The organism is Anderseniella sp. Alg231-50, assembly GCF_900149695.1.
In the GTDB taxonomy this organism is placed as follows: Bacteria; Pseudomonadota; Alphaproteobacteria; order Rhizobiales; family Aestuariivirgaceae; genus Anderseniella.
This window is the reverse complement of the sequence record NZ_LT703003.1, coordinates 369625-388961: the sequence shown is the minus strand read 5'-3', so window position 1 is coordinate 388961 and position 19337 is coordinate 369625. Positions and strand designations below refer to the sequence as shown.

Genomic DNA, 19337 nt, shown 5'->3' with positions numbered 1-19337 from the left:
CCACGAAATGTGTAATCTGCAATGAATTCCGGAATGAACAAGGTAAGGGCTCAATGAAAAATATCGGCAATATGATGAAGCAGGTTCAGGAAATGCAGACCAAGATGGCCGATATGCAGGCTCGCCTGGACGAAATGACCGTGACGGGCCAGGCCGGAGCAGGTCTGGTCAAGGTAACGTTGAACGGCAAGAACCTGATGCAGTCGATTGAGGTGGACGACAGCCTGATGAAGCCTGAAGAGAAGGAAATTCTCGAGGATCTGCTTATGGCGGCCTACAATGAAGCCAGGGCCAAGGTTGATCAGCTGGTGGCAGATCAGATGAAGGATGTCACCGGCGGCATGGCGCTGCCGCCCGGCTTCAATATACCGGGCATGTGATGTTTGCGGCGTTTCGCGAAGCAGCAGCCTGCGTTTTTGGGAGCGCAGATGGGTCCGGCGGTCAGGTACTCTCATGAAGCGTAATGTTGTCGGGGTTGAAATTGAACGCCTCATCCAGTTGCTGTCCCGTTTGCCTGGCCTGGGGCCACGCTCTGCTCGGCGTGCCGCGCTGCATCTGGTCAAGAACCGGGAAAAACTGATGCAACCGCTCGGCGCCGCGCTTGCAGACGTACTGGAGAAAGTCTCCGAATGCGGTGTTTGCGGCAATGTGGATGTGGTCAATCCGTGCACATTGTGTTCCGACCCGCGGCGTGACGCTACCCAGATTTGTGTGGTCGAAGAGGTCGCGGATCTGTGGGCGCTTGAGCGCGCTTCTGCGATTTCAGGCGTTTATCACGTGCTTGGCGGTACTCTGTCTGCAATTGACGGCATCAGGCCGGAAGACCTTGGCATTGCCGAGCTGGTGGGGCGGGTGACAGGCGGTGGCGTGAAAGAGGTGATGATTGCCGTCAATGCCACCGTGGATGGCCAGACCACCGCCCATTACATCATGGACCAGCTTGAAGGATCGGGCGTAAAGGTGACCAGATTGGCACACGGCGTGCCGGTCGGCGGTGAGCTGGATTACCTTGACGAGGGCACGCTTGCAGCCGCCGTAAAGGCGCGGCGATCGCTGTAAACAGCGTGCATTAACGGTTTTTTCCCGGAAAACTCGCGGAAAATACCGACAGAGTTAACTATCTGTTTAAATCCTGCTCCCCTGTTTTGGAGGGTCACACACTGCGTCCGGCATGTTTGGCCCGAAGCTTGCTGTGTTGTTTCCAATTAGTTTCTCACATGTACCGGTCTTGGACTCCGGCGGCGTGAACAATACAGGGAGTTACGGCATGACATACGGTTCTAACAGGATCAAAACCGCTATCAGGCAACAGGCAGACGGGTTTTCCCGCGACACACAAGGTGCAGTGGCACTGATTGCCGGGCTTGTAGCGGTTCCGATGATTCTCGCAGCCGGTGCTGCGATTGATTTTTACCGGGTGGACGCTGCACGAGCCGCTGTCCAGGCTTCGCTCGACGCCGGCGCCCTGGCCGGGGCCGCCGCAAAGCCAGGCACCTCCGATACCGTCCGCAGCAAGATTGCTATCGATACTTTTGAAGCCAATCTGCAGGGCGGATTTGCCGACAAGTTGAAAGGCGCGCCGGAGGTCAGCTTTGATAATGACAACCTCACTGTCACGTACAATGGCGGCCTGCCTTCTACCCTGCTGCGGGTCGGCGGCTTTAACGAATTCAATGTAGGCGCAAGCTCGAGCGTCAGGATCAATCTGCCGTCGCGGGCCGAAATCGCACTTGTGCTGGATTATTCATCTTCGATGGAATCCTACTCCGCAGGCCAGCAGAAATACGTCACCATGCGCAAGGCAGCGATCGATATGGTCAATGGCCTGACCGACAACGGCAATAATGCCGAAGTCGAGTTCGGCCTGGTTCCGTTTTCGCACAATGTTTACACGACACTGCCCGCCAGCCATGTTGTTGGTGCCGGTGGTGGCAACTGGACCGGTTGCACCTATGACCGCCAGTATCCGTACAACACCACTTCCGCCACGCCGGGAGGTTCCGACAAATCAAAGTGGGGCCAGGCAACGCCGGCCAAGTTCGGCAGTTACAAGGGCCAGGCCAATTACCATTGCGACGGATACAAGCATAACGGAAACGGCTATCAGGCAAATCAGCTGCAGGTCCGTGAACTGTCGTCGAACCATTCTGACATCGTTGGCCAGCTTCAGGCCATGGAGCCATACGGCTACACCAATATTTCACTTGGTGTTGAATTCGGCTGGCATTTGCTGGAACCGGGCGCACCGTTTGCCGCCCGCAGCCACACCGATGAAGAAAACAAGAAGTTCATTGTGGTCCTGACCGACGGCAAGCAGACGACCCCGGCATTCGGGCCCGGCAACTCCAGGGACCGTTTCGACGGTGAAGACAACCTCACCAAGCTGTGCTCCAACATCAAGTCCGCAGATCAGATCACGGTTATTACCATCGCGTTTGCCCTCAAGGACAATGCTACCGAAACCCGGTTGCGGAATTGTTCCACCGATCCGGACAAGCACTTCTTCAAGGCTGAAAGCTCCAACGATCTGACCCGCGCATTCGAGGAAATTCAACAGCAGATTGCAAAGGCTATTTTCCTCTCCAAATAAGCTTGCGGGTAAGCGGATCGGGTTGAATGGTCTTCCTTATTCACCGGCGACAAGACGTGGTGGCGATGCATCGCCATCACGTTGTGCGGGCTCTGCAAATTCAACCTGTTCTATCTTCGCGCCGCGCCGCGAGATCTTGTCGGATGAAATGACGATCTTCTCGATGTCTTTTCCAGCCTGGCCAAAATGACGCTGCAGGTCCAGTACCCTGTCATGCATGCGCCCGACATCGTCCATCAACCGAACCACTTCGGTCTGAATGACCACGGCCTGTTCGCGCATTCGCGCATCCTTGAATACCGCCTGCATTGTCTGCACCAGCAACATCAGGACATTGGGTGAGGCAATGATGACATGCTTGCGATGGGCACGCTGGATAATGTCTTCAAAGTTCTCATGCAGGTCCGCATAGATCGACTCCGACGGCACGAACATGATGGCTGTCTCGTGGGTTTCCCCCTTGAGCAGGTATTTCTCCGAAATGTCCTTGATGTGTTTCAGCACATCGGCCCTGAAGCGCTGTTGAAGGGGCTTTGGATCCTCATCCGGACCTGCCTGCTTCAAGGCGTTAAAGCCTTCCAGCGGAAATTTGGCATCGATCACGACGGAGATATCATTCTCCGGCAGGCGGACAAGGCAATCGGGGCGTGTTCCGTTCGACAGTGTGGTCTGGAACGAATAGGCGGTTGAGTGCAGGCCGTCGCGGATAATAGCTTCCATCCGGGCCTGTCCGTAAGCGCCCCGTGATTGTTTGTTGGCCAGAATGTCGCGAAGGCTCAGCATCTCCGATGAGAGGTTGGTCAGGTTGGTCTGGGCAGTATCTATGACCGCCAGGCGTTCATTGAGTTTTTGCAGCGACTGGGTTGTGCGCTGGCTGCTTTCGTTCAAACCCGCGCCAAGGCGTTGCGATACCTGGTCAAGACGGGTGTCCAGCGTTTGCGTCAGATGCGCCTGTGTCGAAGCGGAATGTTCAGCCAGGCCGCGCAGTTGTCCGGACATTTCAGCCAGCTTGGTTTCAAGTTCGGCAGCCCGGCGCATGGCATCTATCGACTGCTGTCCGCCACCGCTGGCTGCGCGCCAGGCCAGAACGACCGTTGCGACCAGCAACGCCAGCGCCACGGTTGCGGCAAACACGGTCAAATGACCCCATGTCACGGCAGTCTCGCCGATCAGAATTGCTGTCTCGGAAAAATCCATTCCACCAGCATACCGCGATTCTGCAAATTAAAAAGATCAAAACATGAACATTCATGGCGAAAAAAACCGGCTTGCCGGGAACCCCGGCAAACCGGCTCAAACTTACCCTGAGTGTTTGACTCAAACAGCTTTGAGGTTGTCAGCGGACATCTTGCCGGACTTGCGGTCGGTAACCAGTTCAAACTCGACCTTCTGGCCTTCGTTCAGCGTGGACATGCCGGCGCGCTCTACAGCAGAAATGTGGACAAAAGCGTCCTTGGAACCATCTTCAGGCTCGATAAAGCCATACCCTTTAGTGGTGTTGAAGAATTTTACGGTACCGATAGTCATTGATTGTATTTCCTTGTTCAATGCTCATTTGGCCCCCGCGCTGCCTTGTGCAGACGGACAGGCCGGTCGTTCCGCTTTACATTGTCGGGAGATCACTGGGCTTCTCGGCTATACCGGGGTCGTTCAGAAAACTACTAACAATTTGCGTGCGCAGGGGCGTAGCATAATTGCGGCCTGTTGATAAGTGGGTTTGTTGTGAAGAAATTGTGTCTGCCAACCGCCGTCAGCGTCAGTTTACGATGAACTGGCCGATCTTTGTTCCATCACTGTTGAACGAGCACTGGAAGGTTTCTTCGACACTGCGCAGGTAAACTGTGCCGTTGACTGCATGAGTTCCGTCGGTGCGCTGGCCTTCATATTTTGTATCGATGTTGGATTGACGTGTGTGGAACACATGGGCGGCCCGGTCGCGGCAATTTGCTTTCATGGTGTCAAGGGCTGCCTGTACGGTTGCGCTGTCGGGTCCGGAGCCGGCGACTTCGCCGTATAGAACGCTGATACGCTGGTGATAGCTCTGACGCAGACAGCGTGGAGTTTCGCAGCGGTTGCGTTGCGCAATCCACTGTTTCTGTTCGGCACGGATGCGTCTGTTTGCAGATGCCCAGGGGGAATCGCGAAGGGCAGTCTTGTATGCATCGGCCAGGTCACTGTCCAGTTGGGCAATCTTCTGATGATCGCAGATCATGTTTTCAACCGCTGTGGCGGCCTTGCTGCAATCAAAACTCGGTGCGGCCTGTACTGTCCCGGCAGTTGATACGATGCCAATTACAAGGCCTGTGAGAAGCAGTTTTGAGCTGGTTTCCATGAGTTATCTCTTCTCTTGTTGCGGGTCAGCCTTCGGCCTGGGTGACGATGACGAAATCTTTCCCGGACCGGCGTGAAGGATCCAGCGGCAGGTCCGTCATCACCAGCATCATGCCCGGGTGCATGCGCTGCTGCAGGGCCGCAATCGAGGCGCGGTCCGCATTGATGCGCTTGATCACCTGTTCCTCCGGTTCATGAAAGCCGTTGCTCAGCGAATGGTGATGTCCAACAGCGTGCCACGCCAGGCCCCTGCGGCCGTCATGGGGCCGGTTCAGCACGAACACATGTTCCCCGAGCGGGGTCTGGGGATTGCGAATGGAAGCTTTGCCCTCTGCGACGATTTCACCGTTTTCCATGATCAGTATCTGCTGGTCGGCACGACTAACAATGACCGAGGTTGAGGTGCCGGTGTTTTTGGGGATGTGCTTGCCTTTCAACTTCGCAACGGCGGCTTCAAATTCACTTTCCGCATACTGGGCAAGCACCATGCCGGGGTGGACCACTTCGCGCGGCTGGGTGTGGCCGCTGGCAATGATGACCGGTGTACCGAGATGCGTGACGGTGAACAGCAGTGCGGAAAACTTCAGCGGCAGTCTGATACAGCCATGCGACGCCGGGTAGCCGGGCAAGCGCCCGGCGTGCAGCGCAATTCCCGACCAGGTCAGCCGGTTCATGTTGGGCATTGACGCATTGTTGTAGGTGGACGAGTGGTGATGCTTGTCTTTCTGCAAGATGGTGAACACGCCGGTCGGGGTGCGGTGGCCTTTCTTGCCGGTCGAACAGGTCGACACGGCAATGCGGATACCGTTGCGATACACATGCACCAGCTGGTCGGGCAACGACACGATGATGGAAACCGGTCCGGATTTTGCCCGTTCCGGATGCCATGAGAATTCTCCAGGCTTTAACTCATGGGCTTCCTTGTAAACCTGCTTGGCGATGCCGGGCGCAAATCCGGCAGCAAAACCAAAGGCGGCCATTGCCGCAACTGCGGTTCTGCGTGACAGCCTGTTTGTTTTCATCTCACTCATGATAACTTCCGAAGTTGCATCAGTAATATCCGTAGTGACCGTCCGTCACGTGCCCGAGGCGGTCAAATTTGCAGGCGTAATTGACCCTGCTGACGCCACCGTCGCGCCAGGATATCTGGCCATGGCCGTGCAACGTGCGCCCTTCAAGATGAGAATGCCTCAACCGGATTGCCGCTGTTGGCCCATTAAAGTCATAAGCCAGGTGACGCCGCAATTCGTGCCTGCAGGCCTTGCGCAGAAACTTGAGGTCGTGTCCGGGGTTGGCACCGGCCGGATGGGCCGGATGGCGGGACACGTGCTCGGCTGGAGCGGTTGTCTCCAGGCCAGCCAGTTGCACGCCCAAAATTCCCGCACCGTGCGCATTTGCGCGGTTGCCGCTGTTGAGATGCAGTACTGCGACCTCTCCATGCACGACCCGGCAATAGTATGTTAGGTCTGTCTGCGTAACAGCGGCGGCGGTCCCTTCTATGAGGAATTTTTCAACGCCTGCCTCGCTGACCTTGCTGGTGCCGGTCGGGCGATGCCCGAACTTTGAAACAACTGTCCTGGCGCATAGCCTGGAAGCTTCTTCGCCGGTCATCACGGCATTGAACGCGTCATTGTCAGGCGGGTCGAACACTAGTTCGTCCTTCAGCGGGCCTGCTGTGCCGAACAATGGTGTGTCCTGGGCCACTGCGGTCGGTGTGACGACGGCGATCGCAAGAACCGCGATTACTGTTTTTTGCACCAGATTGTCCTCTTCATGCGGCACCGGGGCATCGATCAGAATCGGTGCCCCGATCGCTTTTTAGCGGAACGAGAAGTTGCTGACGCGATTGCGTGCGACATCACATCTCGCCACCACATTGCGTCTCACGCCGCCGGCCAGGCGCTGTTTTACGGCAAGGCGAACCCTCCAGCTTGAACCTCTACGGTCGGCGCGACGGACCTTTCTCAGGGTGACGCCGTAGCCGCCACGCCTGGCGGTGCGGCGTTGCGCCTTGTGAAGGCACGCTGAGATCGCGTTGCTCCTGCTGCCGATACCCCGGTGATAGGTGTAGGAATCCTTGTTTTCATGTGACTTGGCAGCCGCCGCAATCGCCAGAAGAGCGGCTGCACCCACGGCAACTGCAATGCCCTTGTCGGAATGGCGATGATTGTGCTTGTGCTTGGACTTGTGTTTGTCACCATGATGGTGACGGTGACCGTTGTTGTCGTGCGCCGATGCTATTGGCGCTGACAGTGCCAGTGTTGTTGCGCACATTCCTGCCAGTAGTAACTGTTTCATTGCTAACACCTCTTCTTGCTCTGTGATCATGCTCAATTGAAAGCGGTCAACTCGTCATTCCCCTGCGCTGCCGTATCCAGCCGCCAATGGCCCCGCCAACGCCGGTTGCAATCATGGTGACGAGGTAAGATGACACATCGCCTTGATGTACATTCAGTATTTGGGCGAGGAACGCACCCAGGATACCTGCGATGAAACCTACAATTCCATACTTTGCAGGAAGTCCGAACTGGTTCAGGCCATCGAGCATGAATGTACTCACGATTACTCTACGAGGCTCCGATTATGCACGCTGAGCTCAGTGAAAAATAGGCGATTTGCGAAGCAAATACCGGTCAGAATACAATAAATGTACATAAAGCGAATTTTACTTGGTAATCTGCTTGCTGGTTTTGCGGTAAAGCTTCATACCATGCAGTATACGTCTGGTTTTGCGGCTGCTTTGGTCTTGGCGCTGATCCGGCGGTCGAATTATAGCGTACCATGCGTTGATCAAGAGTGTTTTCGGGGTAAGTTACATTGGACGTTCACGTCGAGGAATACCAGAGTTTACCCGGCTTGAACGATGCCAGGCGATCCAATCTGTTCAGCCGGACAAACGGTTTCCTGTTTTCCGATCCAGGCAATGGCCATCTGACGACCAGCACGGCGACCACCGACAAATTTGGAATCAGGATAGGCCGGGTGCGCTCCACAGGCCATGAAATAGACCTGACCGAACTGAACCATTCGACGATGTTGCTGCCGGTGCAGGGACTGCTGGAAGCGCGCAGCCGACGTGCCGAGCACAGCTGCAGGCAGGGCGAAGCGTTATTGTTTGGTCCAAACAGACGGACAACACGGGCTGTCAGCGAAGGCGGTGAGCATTTTGAAGCCAATGTTGTGCTGTTTCCAACTGATGTGCTGATGGCAAATCTCGACAGGCAGGCACTTGAAAGGACCGGTGATCTTTTGGAATCCGGAGTGGCCGTGCATGATGCGGATGCCGCCAGTGTGCCATTGCTGAAATTTTGTGATTTTCTGTCCGCCGCCATCATGAACGGCTCCGCTGCGTTGGGAAACCGCAGGCATGTGCAGACCATGGAAGCCCTGCTGATCGAACTCTATGGTGAGTTCATCTCGCGGCTGGCCGAAAAAACGGCTGGCCGGAAAGCTCCGTCAGCCGGTGCGCGCTATGTGGTCAAGGCCGAAGAGTACATGCGGGCCAATCTGGACGAACCGCTTACGGTGGCTGAGATTGCCGCTGCCATTGGTGTGTCGCAGCGCAGTTTGCAATTGGCATTCCGGGAGGTGCGCTCCGCCACCCCGCGCGAAATCCTCGCTTTGATGCGGCTTCACCTGGTGCATGAAAAGCTCAAGTCAGACAAAAGTGGGGCCGGAGTTACCGATATCGCACTGGAATGCGGGGTAGCCAATATTGGCCGTTTTGCGAGTTGCTATCGCGAAGTATATGGCGAGAAACCGTCAACCACCCGCCGTCGGGCCCGCGCTGGCCTTGCCCGGACCCGGTAGCGCCCCGGAGTTGGTCGGCGCAATCGAATGCGACATTCGTTTTGTGAACATTTCCGTGACAGTTTTACCGCAACATTTTCGCGTTTCGCATTTTATTGGCGGCCCGCGCATGTGATGATCAGTCCACGTTGGGTTTGAAGTTCCGAGCTGCCCGGAGTCAGGGTCGTTGACCTTAACTCTTGGAATGCCAGATTTTTTTACAGGCGGGCCGGGCTTTGTACCGGGGAGGCCCGCGCGGTGCGGTGGCGTTGCTGTGCAGCAGGAATGTTGCGCAGCAACCCCCGCCCGTTTAAATGCCAGGATCCAGGTGGCAGAACAACTTTACGGGGTCGATCGATCTCGTGTTTCTCCAGGCACTAAAAAACCGCGGGCCTTCCGGTCCGCGGTTTCGTATTTTCCGTTCCGTTCGGGGGGTGAACTAGAAGTCCATGCCACCCATACCGCCCATGCCGCCGCCTGGCATTGGAGGCATTGCGGCTGCGCCGGCATCCTTCTTCGGAGCTTCGGCAACCATGGCTTCAGTGGTGATCAGCAGGGCTGCAACGGAAGCTGCGTCCTGCAGGGCAATGCGAACCACCTTGGTGGGGTCCATGATGCCTTCACCAACCATATCGCAATAGGCTTCGGTCTGTGCGTTGAAGCCGAAGTTGCCGGATTTTTCCAGCACCTTGCCAACCACGATTGAACCTTCAACACCGGCGTTGGTGGCGATCTGACGGATCGGGGACTCAAGAGCCTTCGATACGATCTTGATGCCGGCCATGATGTCTGGATTGTCGTCGGTGACCTTTTCAGCAGCCTTCTTGGCACGCAGCAGAGCTACGCCGCCGCCGGGAACAATACCTTCTTCCACCGCAGCGCGGGTAGCGTTCAGTGCATCGTCAACGCGATCCTTGCGTTCTTTCACTTCGACTTCGGTCACGCCGCCAACCTTGAGAACGGCAACGCCGCCTGCCAGCTTGGCCAGGCGTTCCTGCAGTTTCTCACGGTCATAGTCGGACGTGGTGTCTTCAACCTGACGGCGGATCTGGTTGCAGCGGGCTTCGATGTCACCCTTCTTGCCGGAACCGTCGACGATGGTTGTGTTTTCCTTGTCGATGGAAACGCGCTTGGCGCGACCCAGCATGTCAAGGGTAACGTTTTCCAGCTTGATGCCGAGGTCTTCGGAGATGACCTGGCCACCGGTGAGAACCGCGATGTCTTCCAGCATGGCCTTGCGGCGGTCGCCGAAGCCGGGTGCCTTGACAGCAGCAACCTTGAGGCCGCCGCGCAGCTTGTTGACCACCAGTGTCGCCAGCGCTTCGCCTTCAACGTCTTCTGCAATGATCAGCAGCGGGCGTGAAGACTGAACAGTAGCTTCCAGCAGCGGCAGGATGGCCTGCAGGTTGGACAGCTTCTTTTCGTGCAGCAGGATATAGGGGTCTTCCATTTCGGTGACCATCTTGTCCGCATTGGTGATGAAGTACGGCGACAGGTAACCGCGGTCGAACTGCATGCCTTCAACAACGTCCAGTTCGGTTTCAGCAGTCTTGGCTTCTTCAACCGTGATAACGCCTTCGTTGCCGACTTTCTGCATGGCCTGAGAGATCATCTGGCCGATTTCACCTTCGCCATTGGCGGAGATGGTGCCGACCTGGGCAACTTCTTCGGAAGTTTTGATCTTCTTGGAGCGCTTGGTCAGGTCCGCAATGGCAGCAGCAACAGCCATATCCACGCCGCGCTTCAGATCCATCGGGTTCATGCCGGCGGCCACTGACTTGGCGCCTTCGCGAACAATGGCCTGGGCCAGGACGGTTGCTGTGGTGGTGCCGTCACCGGCCAGGTCGTTGGTCTTGGAGGCAACTTCACGCACCATCTGTGCGCCCATGTTTTCGAACTTGTCTTCCAGTTCGATTTCCTTGGCAACGGTCACGCCGTCCTTGGTGGTGCGCGGTGCGCCGAAGGATTTGTCGATGACGACATTACGGCCTTTCGGGCCAAGTGTTACCTTGACGGCATTGGCAAGAATGTCGACGCCGCGCAGCATGCGCTCGCGGGCATCGGCGGAGAATTTTACTTCTTTAGCAGCCATTTTGAGGCTCCCTTGAATTGAAATGGTTTACTTGAACGTTTCATTGTCAGGTGTGTCTGAGTGTCCGTGGACACAAAAAAAGCCCTGGAAGAATTACTTCTTGGACTTCTTGCCTTCCAGAACACCCATGATGTCGCTTTCTTTCATGATCAGCAGGTCGCTGCCGTCAATCTTGACTTCGGTACCGGACCACTTGCCGAACAGCACCTGATCGCCTGCCTTGACGTCTGGAGCAATCAGCTTGCCGGCATCGTCGCGCGCGCCTGCGCCGACGGCGACAACTTCACCCTGCATGGGTTTTTCCTGTGCGGTTTCAGGAATGATGATACCACCTGCAGTCTTGGTATCTTCCTCGATCCGGCGAACGACCACACGGTCGTGCAGAGGACGGAAATTCATCTACGCTTCTCCTTGAGTATACAAATACTGAGTATACAAACACTCTGGTTGGTTGGGATGATCCGGATCCGGCTCCTCGTGAACCAGCGTGCGGATCAACCTGTTAGCACTCACATGACATGAGTGCCAACAGTTGATGGGTGATGTATGATGCGTGGCCCGCTACGTCAAGGTTTTGCTATACAATTTTTTTGCTGCGGCGTGCATTTGTTGGCACGGATGGTTAATTCACAAGGGCGCTAGGCTGATATGTATGAGGGCGATTCATTCTTCACCCTGACCCTGATTGGGCGCATTGGGCTGGTCTTGCTGTCCGCAGGCCTGGCGGCTTTGACGGCGGCAGTGTTCATCAAGACCACCTGCCGCCTCGCCTGGTTGCTGCGTCTGCTTCTGGCCCCGGTATACTTATGGGTTTTCGTCTGGCTCAGCCCGCAGGTTTTCTATCTGTACTACATGGCGCTGTTTGATCATCTGCCGCCGCGAAACGTCGCGCAAATGCCACCGCAGCCATCGCAAATCATTCACCTGTTGGGTTTTTCCGGCAAAGCCGCCTTGTCGCATCACGCAACTGGGCTTTTGGGGTGGGGCCTGATTGTACTGGCATGGTTCGGCGAACGTGCAGTTCCCTCGGCACGGCTGCGCGCTGTCCTGGGTTTATGAAATCCGGCTTTCAATACGACAAACCCCCGGCCCATGACCGAGGGTATTAATTCGCTGTTTCATGATTTCGCATTATGCGGGTCGCGGTCTCAGCCGCAATATGTTGTCCACGCCGGACCGATAGCGGATTGCGTGTTGTTACTTGGCACCCTGACGCACGGCTTTCACCTTTGCCCGGACGTCCTTGCCCTTCCAGTCAACAACCGCGAAGCCATCACACCATCTGCCTTTGAAGAGCTGCTTTTCCTTGTCGATCTTGAAGGTGAAGCGCAGGCACTTGCCAGACCGTTTGACCGGCCCGCCGGTATAGACACCGGGAATTTTCAGATTGATGCGGCAGTCGCGCGTCAATTCAGCCCCGGCGGATTCCTTTTTGCCGCGAAAATTGCCTGTAATCTTGTAAACGCCCGGTTCAGCCCACGTCGCACCGCATGAAGCCGCATGCGCATCATTGCTCACGCCGGACAAATTCAGGCCGGCCACAGCTACGCCTGCCATGATGAAAAGTCTTCCAAAACTCATATTTCAGGTCCTGTCGGTCTAATTGTTGTCGTCAATGCAGTGGAAACACCCGCATAGAGCGGATTTTGCATCAACCCGTCCGCTTTCCCGTGCGGGGCATAATGAGGATATTTGACGTTATGTGCAAGACGCGACCAATTGGTTTTACGTAACAATTTGTCACGGCGTTGAAACAAACTGGCGCGCGCTTAACCATGTATTGACTTTTAAACATCGCTCAATTGGCTACACTTGTTGAGCGAGTTAGTATTTTATCCTATACCGGGCAACCGCTGCTGGATTCAGCAGTCATGGGGTGGGACTTGAACGAATGAAACTGCTGGTTTGGCTGTTTTCAGTTAGTGCGCTTGTTTTGGCGGCAGTGTGCATTTTTGTGCTGGTGCGCTATGACATTGCGCTGCTGGCAGCCGTGTCCTGTCTGGCCGTCGCCATGATTGTATCTGCGGCGGCTTCCATCCCCTCCCATGAAGACGGCAATACCCGTTTGAACAACATGCTGTCCCAGCGCCTGGGCAAAAACACCAATGACATTGAAAGCCTGTCGCGGCGCATGGCTGACCAGGCGCAGCGCCTGACCGATCTGGGATCGCGGCTTGATAACGGCAAATCCCAGCCCGATACGCCAGACAAAGCGTGGGCACATCAGCTTACCCCGGCCGCACAACGCCCGGCGGCAAAGACACAAACGCCTGCGATGCGGCCCTCAAGGGCACCGAAACGGCTGACCCATGGCCACAGGCAGCGTCCGCAACCGGTGCAGCTGTTCCTCGAGCCGGTGGTTCGGCTGGCCGAGGGACGCACCGCCTATTACAAGGCAAGCTTCCGGTTGCGTGATCAGTCTCCTGCCGATCTCACCCACATTGTTGCATCTGCCGACCTGCCTGTGCTGAACGGCCAGAGCAGCCTGTGGGACCCGGCGCTGGATGCCCAGTTGCTGCAGCAGGTGCTGCCCCTGCTGGAAAAACTGCGCGCCCGCCGAGGTGCGACCGGCATTTTCTGCCCGATATCTGTCGCAACTCTTGAAAACACCACGGCGTTGCAGGAACTCGTCGGCCTGCTTCAGGCCAACCCGGAGGCAGCCGCCGGCATAGTGCTGGATATCCACCACACCGCTCTTGCCGGATTGAGTGAGGCTGGCCTGCAGGGGCTGGCCTGGCTTGCAAGCCTCGGTGCAACGTTCTGCCTGACTGGCGAAGGCATGTTGTATGACGAACTGCCGGCACTGGCGGAACTGGGCTTTGCGTTTATCGATGTGCCAGGCGACGGACTGGTTCAACCGGTGCAGCAGGGAATGACCGCGGAAGAATTGTTGCGCGCAACAGAGGTCAACAATATTGCAGTGATCGCGTCCGGTGTTGAGCAACCCGACGATGCCACATCCGTGATGCATGCATCGTCACTCGGGCGCGGTCCCGGGTTTTCCAGCCCGCGAGCGGTGCGTGAGCGGGCGCTTCATTCGTCCAGCGCAGCCCAGGTTGCGTAACCGGCATCATGACCGCCAACAGTACTTTTTCAGTTGCCGAAGCAGCACGCGAACTGAGCGCTGCCTACCCGGTATGGCTGTGTGATGTCTGGGGTGTCGTTCATGATGGCCGGCAGGTCTATCTTGCAGCAGCTGAGGCGCTGACCCGGCACAGAGAGCGTGGCGGCTGTGTCGTCCTCATCACCAATGCACCCCGGCCCAGCCCGGTGATCGTGCCGCAAATGCAGCGCTTCGGCGTGCCGGACAGCGCCTATGATGCGGTGGTGAGTTCCGGTGATGTAACCCGTGAACTGGTCAGGCGCCGCACCGGCAGCAACCTGTTTCACTTAGGCCCGGATGAAGACACAAGCCTGCTGGAAGGACTGCCCGTGTCCTGGACGGCGCTGGACGAAGCCGAAGCCGTGTTGTGCACCGGACTGAACAATGATGGCCGTGACGGCGGCGCGGCGGAGACGCCCGATGACTACCGCCCCATGCTGTCGCAAATGCAGAAACGAAAGCTGCCGTTCATATGCGCCAATCCTGACCGCGTGGTCGGAGTGGGCGGCAAGCTGTACCCGTGTGCAGGTGCACTGGCGGAGATTTATGCAGAACTTGGTGGCGACGTCGAAATGGCCGGAAAACCGTACGCGCCGATTTACCAGGTGGCGCTTGAGCGCGCCGGTGACATCATGAAACGCGAAATCGGGCGGTCACAGGTGCTGGCGATCGGGGATGGTCTGCCGACCGATGTGGAAGGCGCGCGCGCCAATGATCTGGCCGTCCATTTTGTTACCGGCGGCATCCACGCAGATGATCATCGCGGTTCGGACGCACAGACTATTGCCCGTGAGCTGGCTGCCAGGATGCCACCGTTGCGGGTGGCCGGTGTGGCTGGTGGACTTGTGTGGTAATTAGACGTCGGTCATGTCATTTTTTCAAAAACACGGTACTACGACTTTGCATGAACCCGCTGGCCGGGTGTGTTGGATGTACCGGGTTCGGGATTGTTGACGCATGATTGAACTGATTGACCAGACCGAGGTGGCCGGTGCGCTGAAAGGTGCATGCGTTGCGATAGGGAATTTCGACGGTCTGCATCTGGGTCATCAGGCATTGGCGGGAACTGCAGTTGAAATTGCCCGCAAGGCCGGTTCGCCGTCCGGCCTGGTGACGTTTGAACCGCATCCCAAATCGGTTTTCCAGCCCGAGCAGCCGGTGTTCCGGTTAACGCCGCCGCGTCTCAAGGCGGCATTGGCGCGCAGTTTCGGCGTCAATTTCTGTGCCGCCATTCCCTTCAACCGCGACCTCGCCTCCGTGGAAGCGGAAGACTTTGTCGAGCGCTACCTGGTGCGCGCACTCGGCATCAGCCACATCGTGTCGGGGTATGATTTTCATTTCGGCAAGGGCAGGCGGGGCAGCCCGGCATTGCTGCAGGAACTGGGCGGCCGGTTCGGCTTTGGTGTGACCATTGTGGATCAGGTGACCCGCGAGGATGGCACATCGCCGTTTTCATCATCGTCGGTGCGTGCGGCGCTGCATGCCGGCAACATCGAACAGGCAAATGCCCAGCTGGGATATCGCTGGACAGTGATCGGCAACGTGGTCAAGGGAGACCGGCGCGGCCACACAATCGGGTTTCCAACCGCCAACATCATGCTGGATCCGGGTATGGAGCCCTGTCACGGCATTTACGCGGTGCGGGTCCGGGACTTGTCGGGCGACAGGCAAAAGGTGTTGATGGGGGCTGCCTATTTCGGCTGGCGGCCGACGTTCGACACGGACCGGGTATTCCTGGAAGCGTTTCTGCTGGACTTTGACGGTGACCTGTACGGTCACGAACTGGCGGTCGAGTTTGTCGACATGATCAGGCCGGACGAGAAGTTCGACGATCTTGATGCCCTGGTTGCGCAGATGAACCGCGATTGTGACGACATCCGCAAACTGCTGCATGAAGATGCAGCGGTTGATGCCGGCCTGCCGCTGCTGGCAGCTCAGATGTCAGGCAGGCTGTATCAGGAACTGAGGTGATCTGCAGCCCGGCCTGTCAGTCTTCAGGGTCGAGCAGGCGATGCAGGTGCACGATGAAATAGCGCATCTCGGCAATGTCGATGGTGGCGCGGGCCTTTTCCTGCCAGGCTTCCTTGGCCGCGGCATAGTTCGGATAGATGCCCACGACATCAAGGTGCTCAAGGTCCTTGAAGCGCACCCCGTCGAGGCTCTCAAGCTCGCCACCAAACACGAGGTGAAGCAGTTGGTCAGATTGTTTGGCGGTTTCAGACATCACTATGATTCCCGTTTTTCGATGGCGGCTGTTTCAGGCAGCAACCGTATGAAGCCGTTCACTGATCTCGTCAAGCAGTGCTTTTGAACCGGCCATCAGGCCGTTCTGGCGCGTGCTGTTGCGGTTGTAGACGAAGCGCTTGCCGTCGAGATCAAGCGTGCGCCCACCGGCCTCATGCACAATCAGGTCGCCCGGTGCCAGGTCCCAGTCATGTTTTTTGCCGAACGCAATGGCACCGTCATATTCACCCGTTGCCACAACACAGTGACGTAAGATCAGCGACGTGGTCATGGCGCAGTTGATGTGCGGAACCGGGGATTTCCATTTGCTCTGGCTGATAGCGCTCTTGTGCGCCACGAACCGGGAACCGTCCAGACCCGACTTGTCGGTTACATGCATCACATTACCGTTCAGGCGCGCTCCGGCGCCCAGCCTGGCCTCGTAGAACCTGTTCTGGGCAGGTGCAAATGCCGCGGCTGCGACCGGCCGGCCCTGCGACAGCAGACAGGCGCCGACGCACCAGTGATTGGAGCCGCCCACATAGGCTGATGTTCCGTCAATGGGGTCCACCACCCAGACATTGGGTTTCATTTGGGTCGCGTCTTCGCGGGTGGTTTCTTCCGAAAGCCAGCCGAAATCAGGGGTCACGTCGCGCAGTCTCGCTGCCAGCAGCCTGTCGACCGCCAGATCGGCTTCCGACACCGGCGTACCGTCTGTCTTGTCCCAGCTGTCGACACCGGACTTGCACATGTGCAATGCCAGTTCACCTGCCTCGCGCACCGCGTCGCATAACAGTTGGTGTTCTTTCTGCCACAGATTTGTTGATGTTGGCTCAGGCGCCTGCAACGGTCATTCCTTCCACCATACATGTGGGGGCGTTTGTGCTTGATTTCATCTCAAGGTCATCACCGGGTGTCAGGTTGATGAACATGTCCTTCAGGTTGCCGGCAATGGTGATCTCGCTGACCGGATGGGTGATTTCGCCGTTCTCGATGCGCAGTCCGGCGGCTCCGCGCGAATAATCCCCGGTGACCATGTTGACCCCGGATGAGAACATCGACGTGATCAGGATGCCATCGCCGACGCCCGAGATCATGTCGGGCACCGAAACCGTGCCGTTGGCCAGCCACAGGTTTGTCGATGATGGCGACGGCTGCCCGCCTGTCGAGCGCGCCGCGCGGCCATTGCTGGCCAGGTCCAGCTTGGCGGCAGTGCGCCCGTCCAGCAGCCAGTTTGACAAAACACCGTCTTCAACGAGATTGAACCCTTCGCACATCATGCCCTCGGCATCGAAGGGCTTTGAAGACAGTCCGCGCACCAGTTGCGGGTCATCGACGATGGTGATGCCGCTGGCGAAAACCTGTTGTCCCATCATGTCCTTTAAGAAACTGGTGCCGCGCACCACGCCTGCTCCGTTGGCGGCCTGTGCCAGCAGCGACGGGAACGAACTGGCCAGACGGGCTTCAAAGATCACCGGGCATTTCTGCGAAACCATCTTGCGCGGGTTCAGCGCCCGTACGGCCCGTTCACCGGCCTGCCTGCCGATGGCATGGGCATCTTCCAGGTCGGCAAAGTGCACCTTCGACGAATAGTCGTAGTCGCGTTCCATCGACGTGCCTTCACCGGCAATCGCCGATGCGGATACGGAATAGCCGGTACGCCGGTAGTTGCCCGAAAACCCGTTCGATGTGACCAGCGCAATTTCGCGATACCCCGCACTTGCCGCCGATCCGTCGGTCTTGGTGACACCCTTGATTTCCCGGCTCGCGGCTTCGGCGGCCAGGGCCAGGTCAGTCAGGGTTTTCGTGTCCGGCCGGGCATCATCGGCAAGTTCGAGCGTGTCCGGTGCGGCGGCCTTTCCGGTTGTGTCCTGCAGACCCAAAGACGCATCAGACGGTGCAATTTTCGCCATCGCAATGGCGCGCTCCGCCAGGGTCCGGTAGTCCTGCGCCGTGCGCGCCGTGCCGGACACCACCGCGCTGGCGCCGTTGACGAACACGCGCAGGCCAAAGTCCGTGGCCTCGGATCTCTCCACTTTGTCGGTGGCGCCGTTGCGGACCCTGACCTGCACCGATGTGCCGTTGACAGCCAGCACGTCAGCAGCATCCGCACCGGCCTTTTGGGCCAGTTCGAGAAACTGTTCGGCAGAGGAAAGCGTGCTGGAAGAACTCATAATGGCAGTCTCACTAAACTATCGATCATGATTCCGGCAAATATGATCAGGCCGAAATTGCGGTTGGAGCGGAACAGCATCAGGCAGCGGTCGGGATCATCCACGTCAAGCCGCGCCAGTTGCCAGGCCGCATGCAGAGCTGCGGCTGCCAGGCCGGTGTAGAAGATAATCCCGGCACCGGCGAAAAATCCTGAGGCAAACAGCAATATGAAGGTCAGCGCAAAGAACAGGGTGAGCCATTTGGGCGTCGCGGCACCGAACTTCAAGGCAGTGGACTTAATGCCAATGGCCAGGTCGTCCTCCTTGTCCTGGTGCGCATAGATGGTGTCATAGGCAAGCGTCCAGGAGATGCCGCCGAGATACATAAGTATGGCCGGCAGTTCCAGTTCACCGCGCACCGCGGCCCAGCCGAGCAGGGCGCCCCAGTTGAAGGCGATGCCCAAAAACACCTGTGGCCAGTATGTGAAGCGTTTCATGAACGGATAGATCGCAACGGTTGCCAGCGACAACACGCCGAGGCCGACGGCGAACCAGTTGAACTGCATCAGGACCAGAAAACCGGTCAGCGACAGTACGATCATGAAGGCCTTCGCCTGGCCGACACTGACCTGGCCCGACGGTATCGGACGCGACCTTGTGCGGGCCACGGCGGCATCGAAGTCACGGTCGACGATGTCGTTGAAGGTGCAGCCGGCCCCGCGCATGACCACGGCGCCGATGAAAAACAGCACCAGGTACCACAGGTTGGCCATGCCGCCGCCCGATGCGGTCTGGGCCAGTGCGATGGCCCACCAGCCCGGCAGCAGAAGCAGCCACCAGCCGATCGGCCGTTCCAGCCGGGCCAGGCGCGCATAACCCCGCGCCGCGCGTGGTAAAAGCCTGTCGGCCCAGTGTTCGCGCACCGCATCGGCCACCCGGCCGTCATTGTTCGATGTCTGCATCATTGCTGCGAGTGTTAGCCTAATCTGACGGGTCTTGAAACCATCAAACGGATGCGGCAACACATGGTGTGCGTAATCCCGCTACTGGAAGGAA

The 19337-nt window shown here is 57.6% G+C and carries 22 protein-coding genes; 8 read left to right on the top strand and 14 right to left on the bottom strand.

What is annotated here, in order from left to right:
* Positions 1–53 precede the first annotated feature (53 nt).
* The 3 genes from DHN55_RS01915 (at position 54) to DHN55_RS01905 (ending at position 2590) form a co-directional block, all read left to right on the top strand.
* Positions 54–380 (top strand): YbaB/EbfC family nucleoid-associated protein, encoded by a 327-nt coding sequence (locus tag DHN55_RS01915; RefSeq protein ID WP_108879718.1) that lies wholly within the window; start codon positions 54–56, stop codon positions 378–380.
* Positions 381–453: 73 nt separating this feature from the next.
* Positions 454–1059, top strand: coding sequence for a recombination mediator RecR (gene recR, locus DHN55_RS01910; protein ID WP_108879717.1), 606 nt, complete (start codon positions 454–456; stop codon positions 1057–1059).
* Positions 1060–1267: 208 nt separating this feature from the next.
* The gene (locus tag DHN55_RS01905) at positions 1268–2590 is read left to right on the top strand and encodes a TadE/TadG family type IV pilus assembly protein (protein WP_337659807.1); all 1323 of its coding nucleotides are present in this window, start codon (positions 1268–1270) and stop codon (positions 2588–2590) included.
* A gap of 36 nt (positions 2591–2626) precedes the next feature.
* On the opposite strand, the gene DHN55_RS01900 is transcribed toward DHN55_RS01905, so the two are convergent.
* From DHN55_RS01900 to DHN55_RS01870, 7 genes are all read right to left on the bottom strand, one after another.
* Positions 2627–3787, bottom strand: a complete 1161-nt coding sequence (locus tag DHN55_RS01900; protein ID WP_108879715.1) for a DNA recombination protein RmuC — start codon at positions 3785–3787, stop codon at positions 2627–2629.
* A gap of 120 nt (positions 3788–3907) precedes the next feature.
* On the bottom strand, positions 3908–4117 hold the full coding sequence (locus tag DHN55_RS01895; protein WP_108879714.1) for a cold shock domain-containing protein: 210 nt from the start codon (positions 4115–4117) through the stop codon (positions 3908–3910).
* Positions 4118–4346: 229 nt separating this feature from the next.
* On the bottom strand, positions 4347–4922 hold the full coding sequence (locus DHN55_RS01890; protein WP_108879713.1) for a lysozyme inhibitor LprI family protein: 576 nt from the start codon (positions 4920–4922) through the stop codon (positions 4347–4349).
* Positions 4923–4947: 25 nt separating this feature from the next.
* Positions 4948–5952, bottom strand: a complete 1005-nt coding sequence (locus DHN55_RS01885; protein ID WP_337659806.1) for a L,D-transpeptidase — start codon at positions 5950–5952, stop codon at positions 4948–4950.
* 19 nt (positions 5953–5971) lie between these two features.
* Positions 5972–6679, bottom strand: a complete 708-nt coding sequence (locus DHN55_RS01880; protein WP_337659805.1) for a hypothetical protein — start codon at positions 6677–6679, stop codon at positions 5972–5974.
* A 60-nt stretch (positions 6680–6739) separates the two neighbouring features.
* Positions 6740–7219 (bottom strand): hypothetical protein, encoded by a 480-nt coding sequence (locus tag DHN55_RS01875; RefSeq protein WP_337659804.1) that lies wholly within the window; start codon positions 7217–7219, stop codon positions 6740–6742.
* A gap of 46 nt (positions 7220–7265) precedes the next feature.
* Positions 7266–7481: a hypothetical protein gene (locus DHN55_RS01870; protein ID WP_337659803.1), complete on the bottom strand. Its 216-nt coding sequence runs from the start codon at positions 7479–7481 to the stop codon at positions 7266–7268.
* A gap of 257 nt (positions 7482–7738) precedes the next feature.
* Between DHN55_RS01870 and DHN55_RS01865 the strand changes: the two genes are divergently transcribed.
* Entirely contained in the window at positions 7739–8731 is a 993-nt protein-coding gene (locus DHN55_RS01865; RefSeq protein ID WP_337659802.1) for a helix-turn-helix domain-containing protein, read from the top strand.
* Positions 8732–9149: 418 nt separating this feature from the next.
* Here DHN55_RS01865 and groL read toward each other — a convergent pair whose 3' ends face one another.
* Positions 9150–10802: a chaperonin GroEL gene (gene groL, locus DHN55_RS01860; protein ID WP_108879708.1), complete on the bottom strand. Its 1653-nt coding sequence runs from the start codon at positions 10800–10802 to the stop codon at positions 9150–9152.
* Positions 10803–10895: 93 nt separating this feature from the next.
* The gene (locus tag DHN55_RS01855; RefSeq protein WP_108879707.1) at positions 10896–11201 is read right to left on the bottom strand and encodes a co-chaperone GroES; all 306 of its coding nucleotides are present in this window, start codon (positions 11199–11201) and stop codon (positions 10896–10898) included.
* Positions 11202–11450: 249 nt separating this feature from the next.
* On the opposite strand from DHN55_RS01855, the gene DHN55_RS01850 reads away from it, so the two are divergent.
* A complete protein-coding gene (locus DHN55_RS01850; protein ID WP_108879706.1) occupies positions 11451–11861 on the top strand; it encodes a hypothetical protein in 411 nt (136 codons plus the stop codon).
* 138 nt (positions 11862–11999) lie between these two features.
* Here DHN55_RS01850 and DHN55_RS01845 read toward each other — a convergent pair whose 3' ends face one another.
* Positions 12000–12383 (bottom strand): hypothetical protein, encoded by a 384-nt coding sequence (locus DHN55_RS01845; RefSeq protein WP_108879705.1) that lies wholly within the window; start codon positions 12381–12383, stop codon positions 12000–12002.
* Between the two features lie 310 nt (positions 12384–12693).
* Here DHN55_RS01845 and DHN55_RS01840 point away from each other — a divergent pair, with 310 nt between their 5' ends.
* The 3 genes from DHN55_RS01840 to DHN55_RS01830 all read left to right on the top strand — a co-directional run bounded on the left by DHN55_RS01840 (position 12694) and on the right by DHN55_RS01830 (position 15876).
* Positions 12694–13866, top strand: a complete 1173-nt coding sequence (locus DHN55_RS01840; RefSeq protein ID WP_108879704.1) for an EAL domain-containing protein — start codon at positions 12694–12696, stop codon at positions 13864–13866.
* A gap of 8 nt (positions 13867–13874) precedes the next feature.
* The gene (locus DHN55_RS01835) at positions 13875–14759 is read left to right on the top strand and encodes a TIGR01459 family HAD-type hydrolase (protein ID WP_108879703.1); all 885 of its coding nucleotides are present in this window, start codon (positions 13875–13877) and stop codon (positions 14757–14759) included.
* Positions 14760–14862: 103 nt separating this feature from the next.
* The gene (locus DHN55_RS01830; protein WP_108879702.1) at positions 14863–15876 is read left to right on the top strand and encodes a bifunctional riboflavin kinase/FAD synthetase; all 1014 of its coding nucleotides are present in this window, start codon (positions 14863–14865) and stop codon (positions 15874–15876) included.
* Between the two features lie 16 nt (positions 15877–15892).
* Here DHN55_RS01830 and DHN55_RS01825 read toward each other — a convergent pair whose 3' ends face one another.
* From DHN55_RS01825 to ubiA, 4 genes are read right to left on the bottom strand one after another with little or no spacing between them, the layout of a single operon-like run.
* Positions 15893–16129, bottom strand: a complete 237-nt coding sequence (locus DHN55_RS01825; protein WP_108879701.1) for a DUF4170 domain-containing protein — start codon at positions 16127–16129, stop codon at positions 15893–15895.
* A 33-nt stretch (positions 16130–16162) separates the two neighbouring features.
* Complete coding sequence (locus DHN55_RS01820) at positions 16163–16975, bottom strand: inositol monophosphatase family protein (protein WP_108879700.1); 813 nt, start codon at positions 16973–16975, stop codon at positions 16163–16165.
* A complete protein-coding gene (locus tag DHN55_RS01815; RefSeq protein ID WP_108879699.1) occupies positions 16962–18302 on the bottom strand; it encodes a metallopeptidase TldD-related protein in 1341 nt (446 codons plus the stop codon). Before DHN55_RS01815 ends, DHN55_RS01820 begins: the two co-directional genes overlap by 14 nt.
* Positions 18299–19246, bottom strand: coding sequence for a 4-hydroxybenzoate octaprenyltransferase (gene ubiA / locus DHN55_RS01810; RefSeq protein ID WP_108879698.1), 948 nt, complete (start codon positions 19244–19246; stop codon positions 18299–18301). The genes DHN55_RS01815 and ubiA overlap by 4 nt, the downstream gene beginning before the upstream one ends.
* Positions 19247–19337 lie beyond the last annotated feature (91 nt).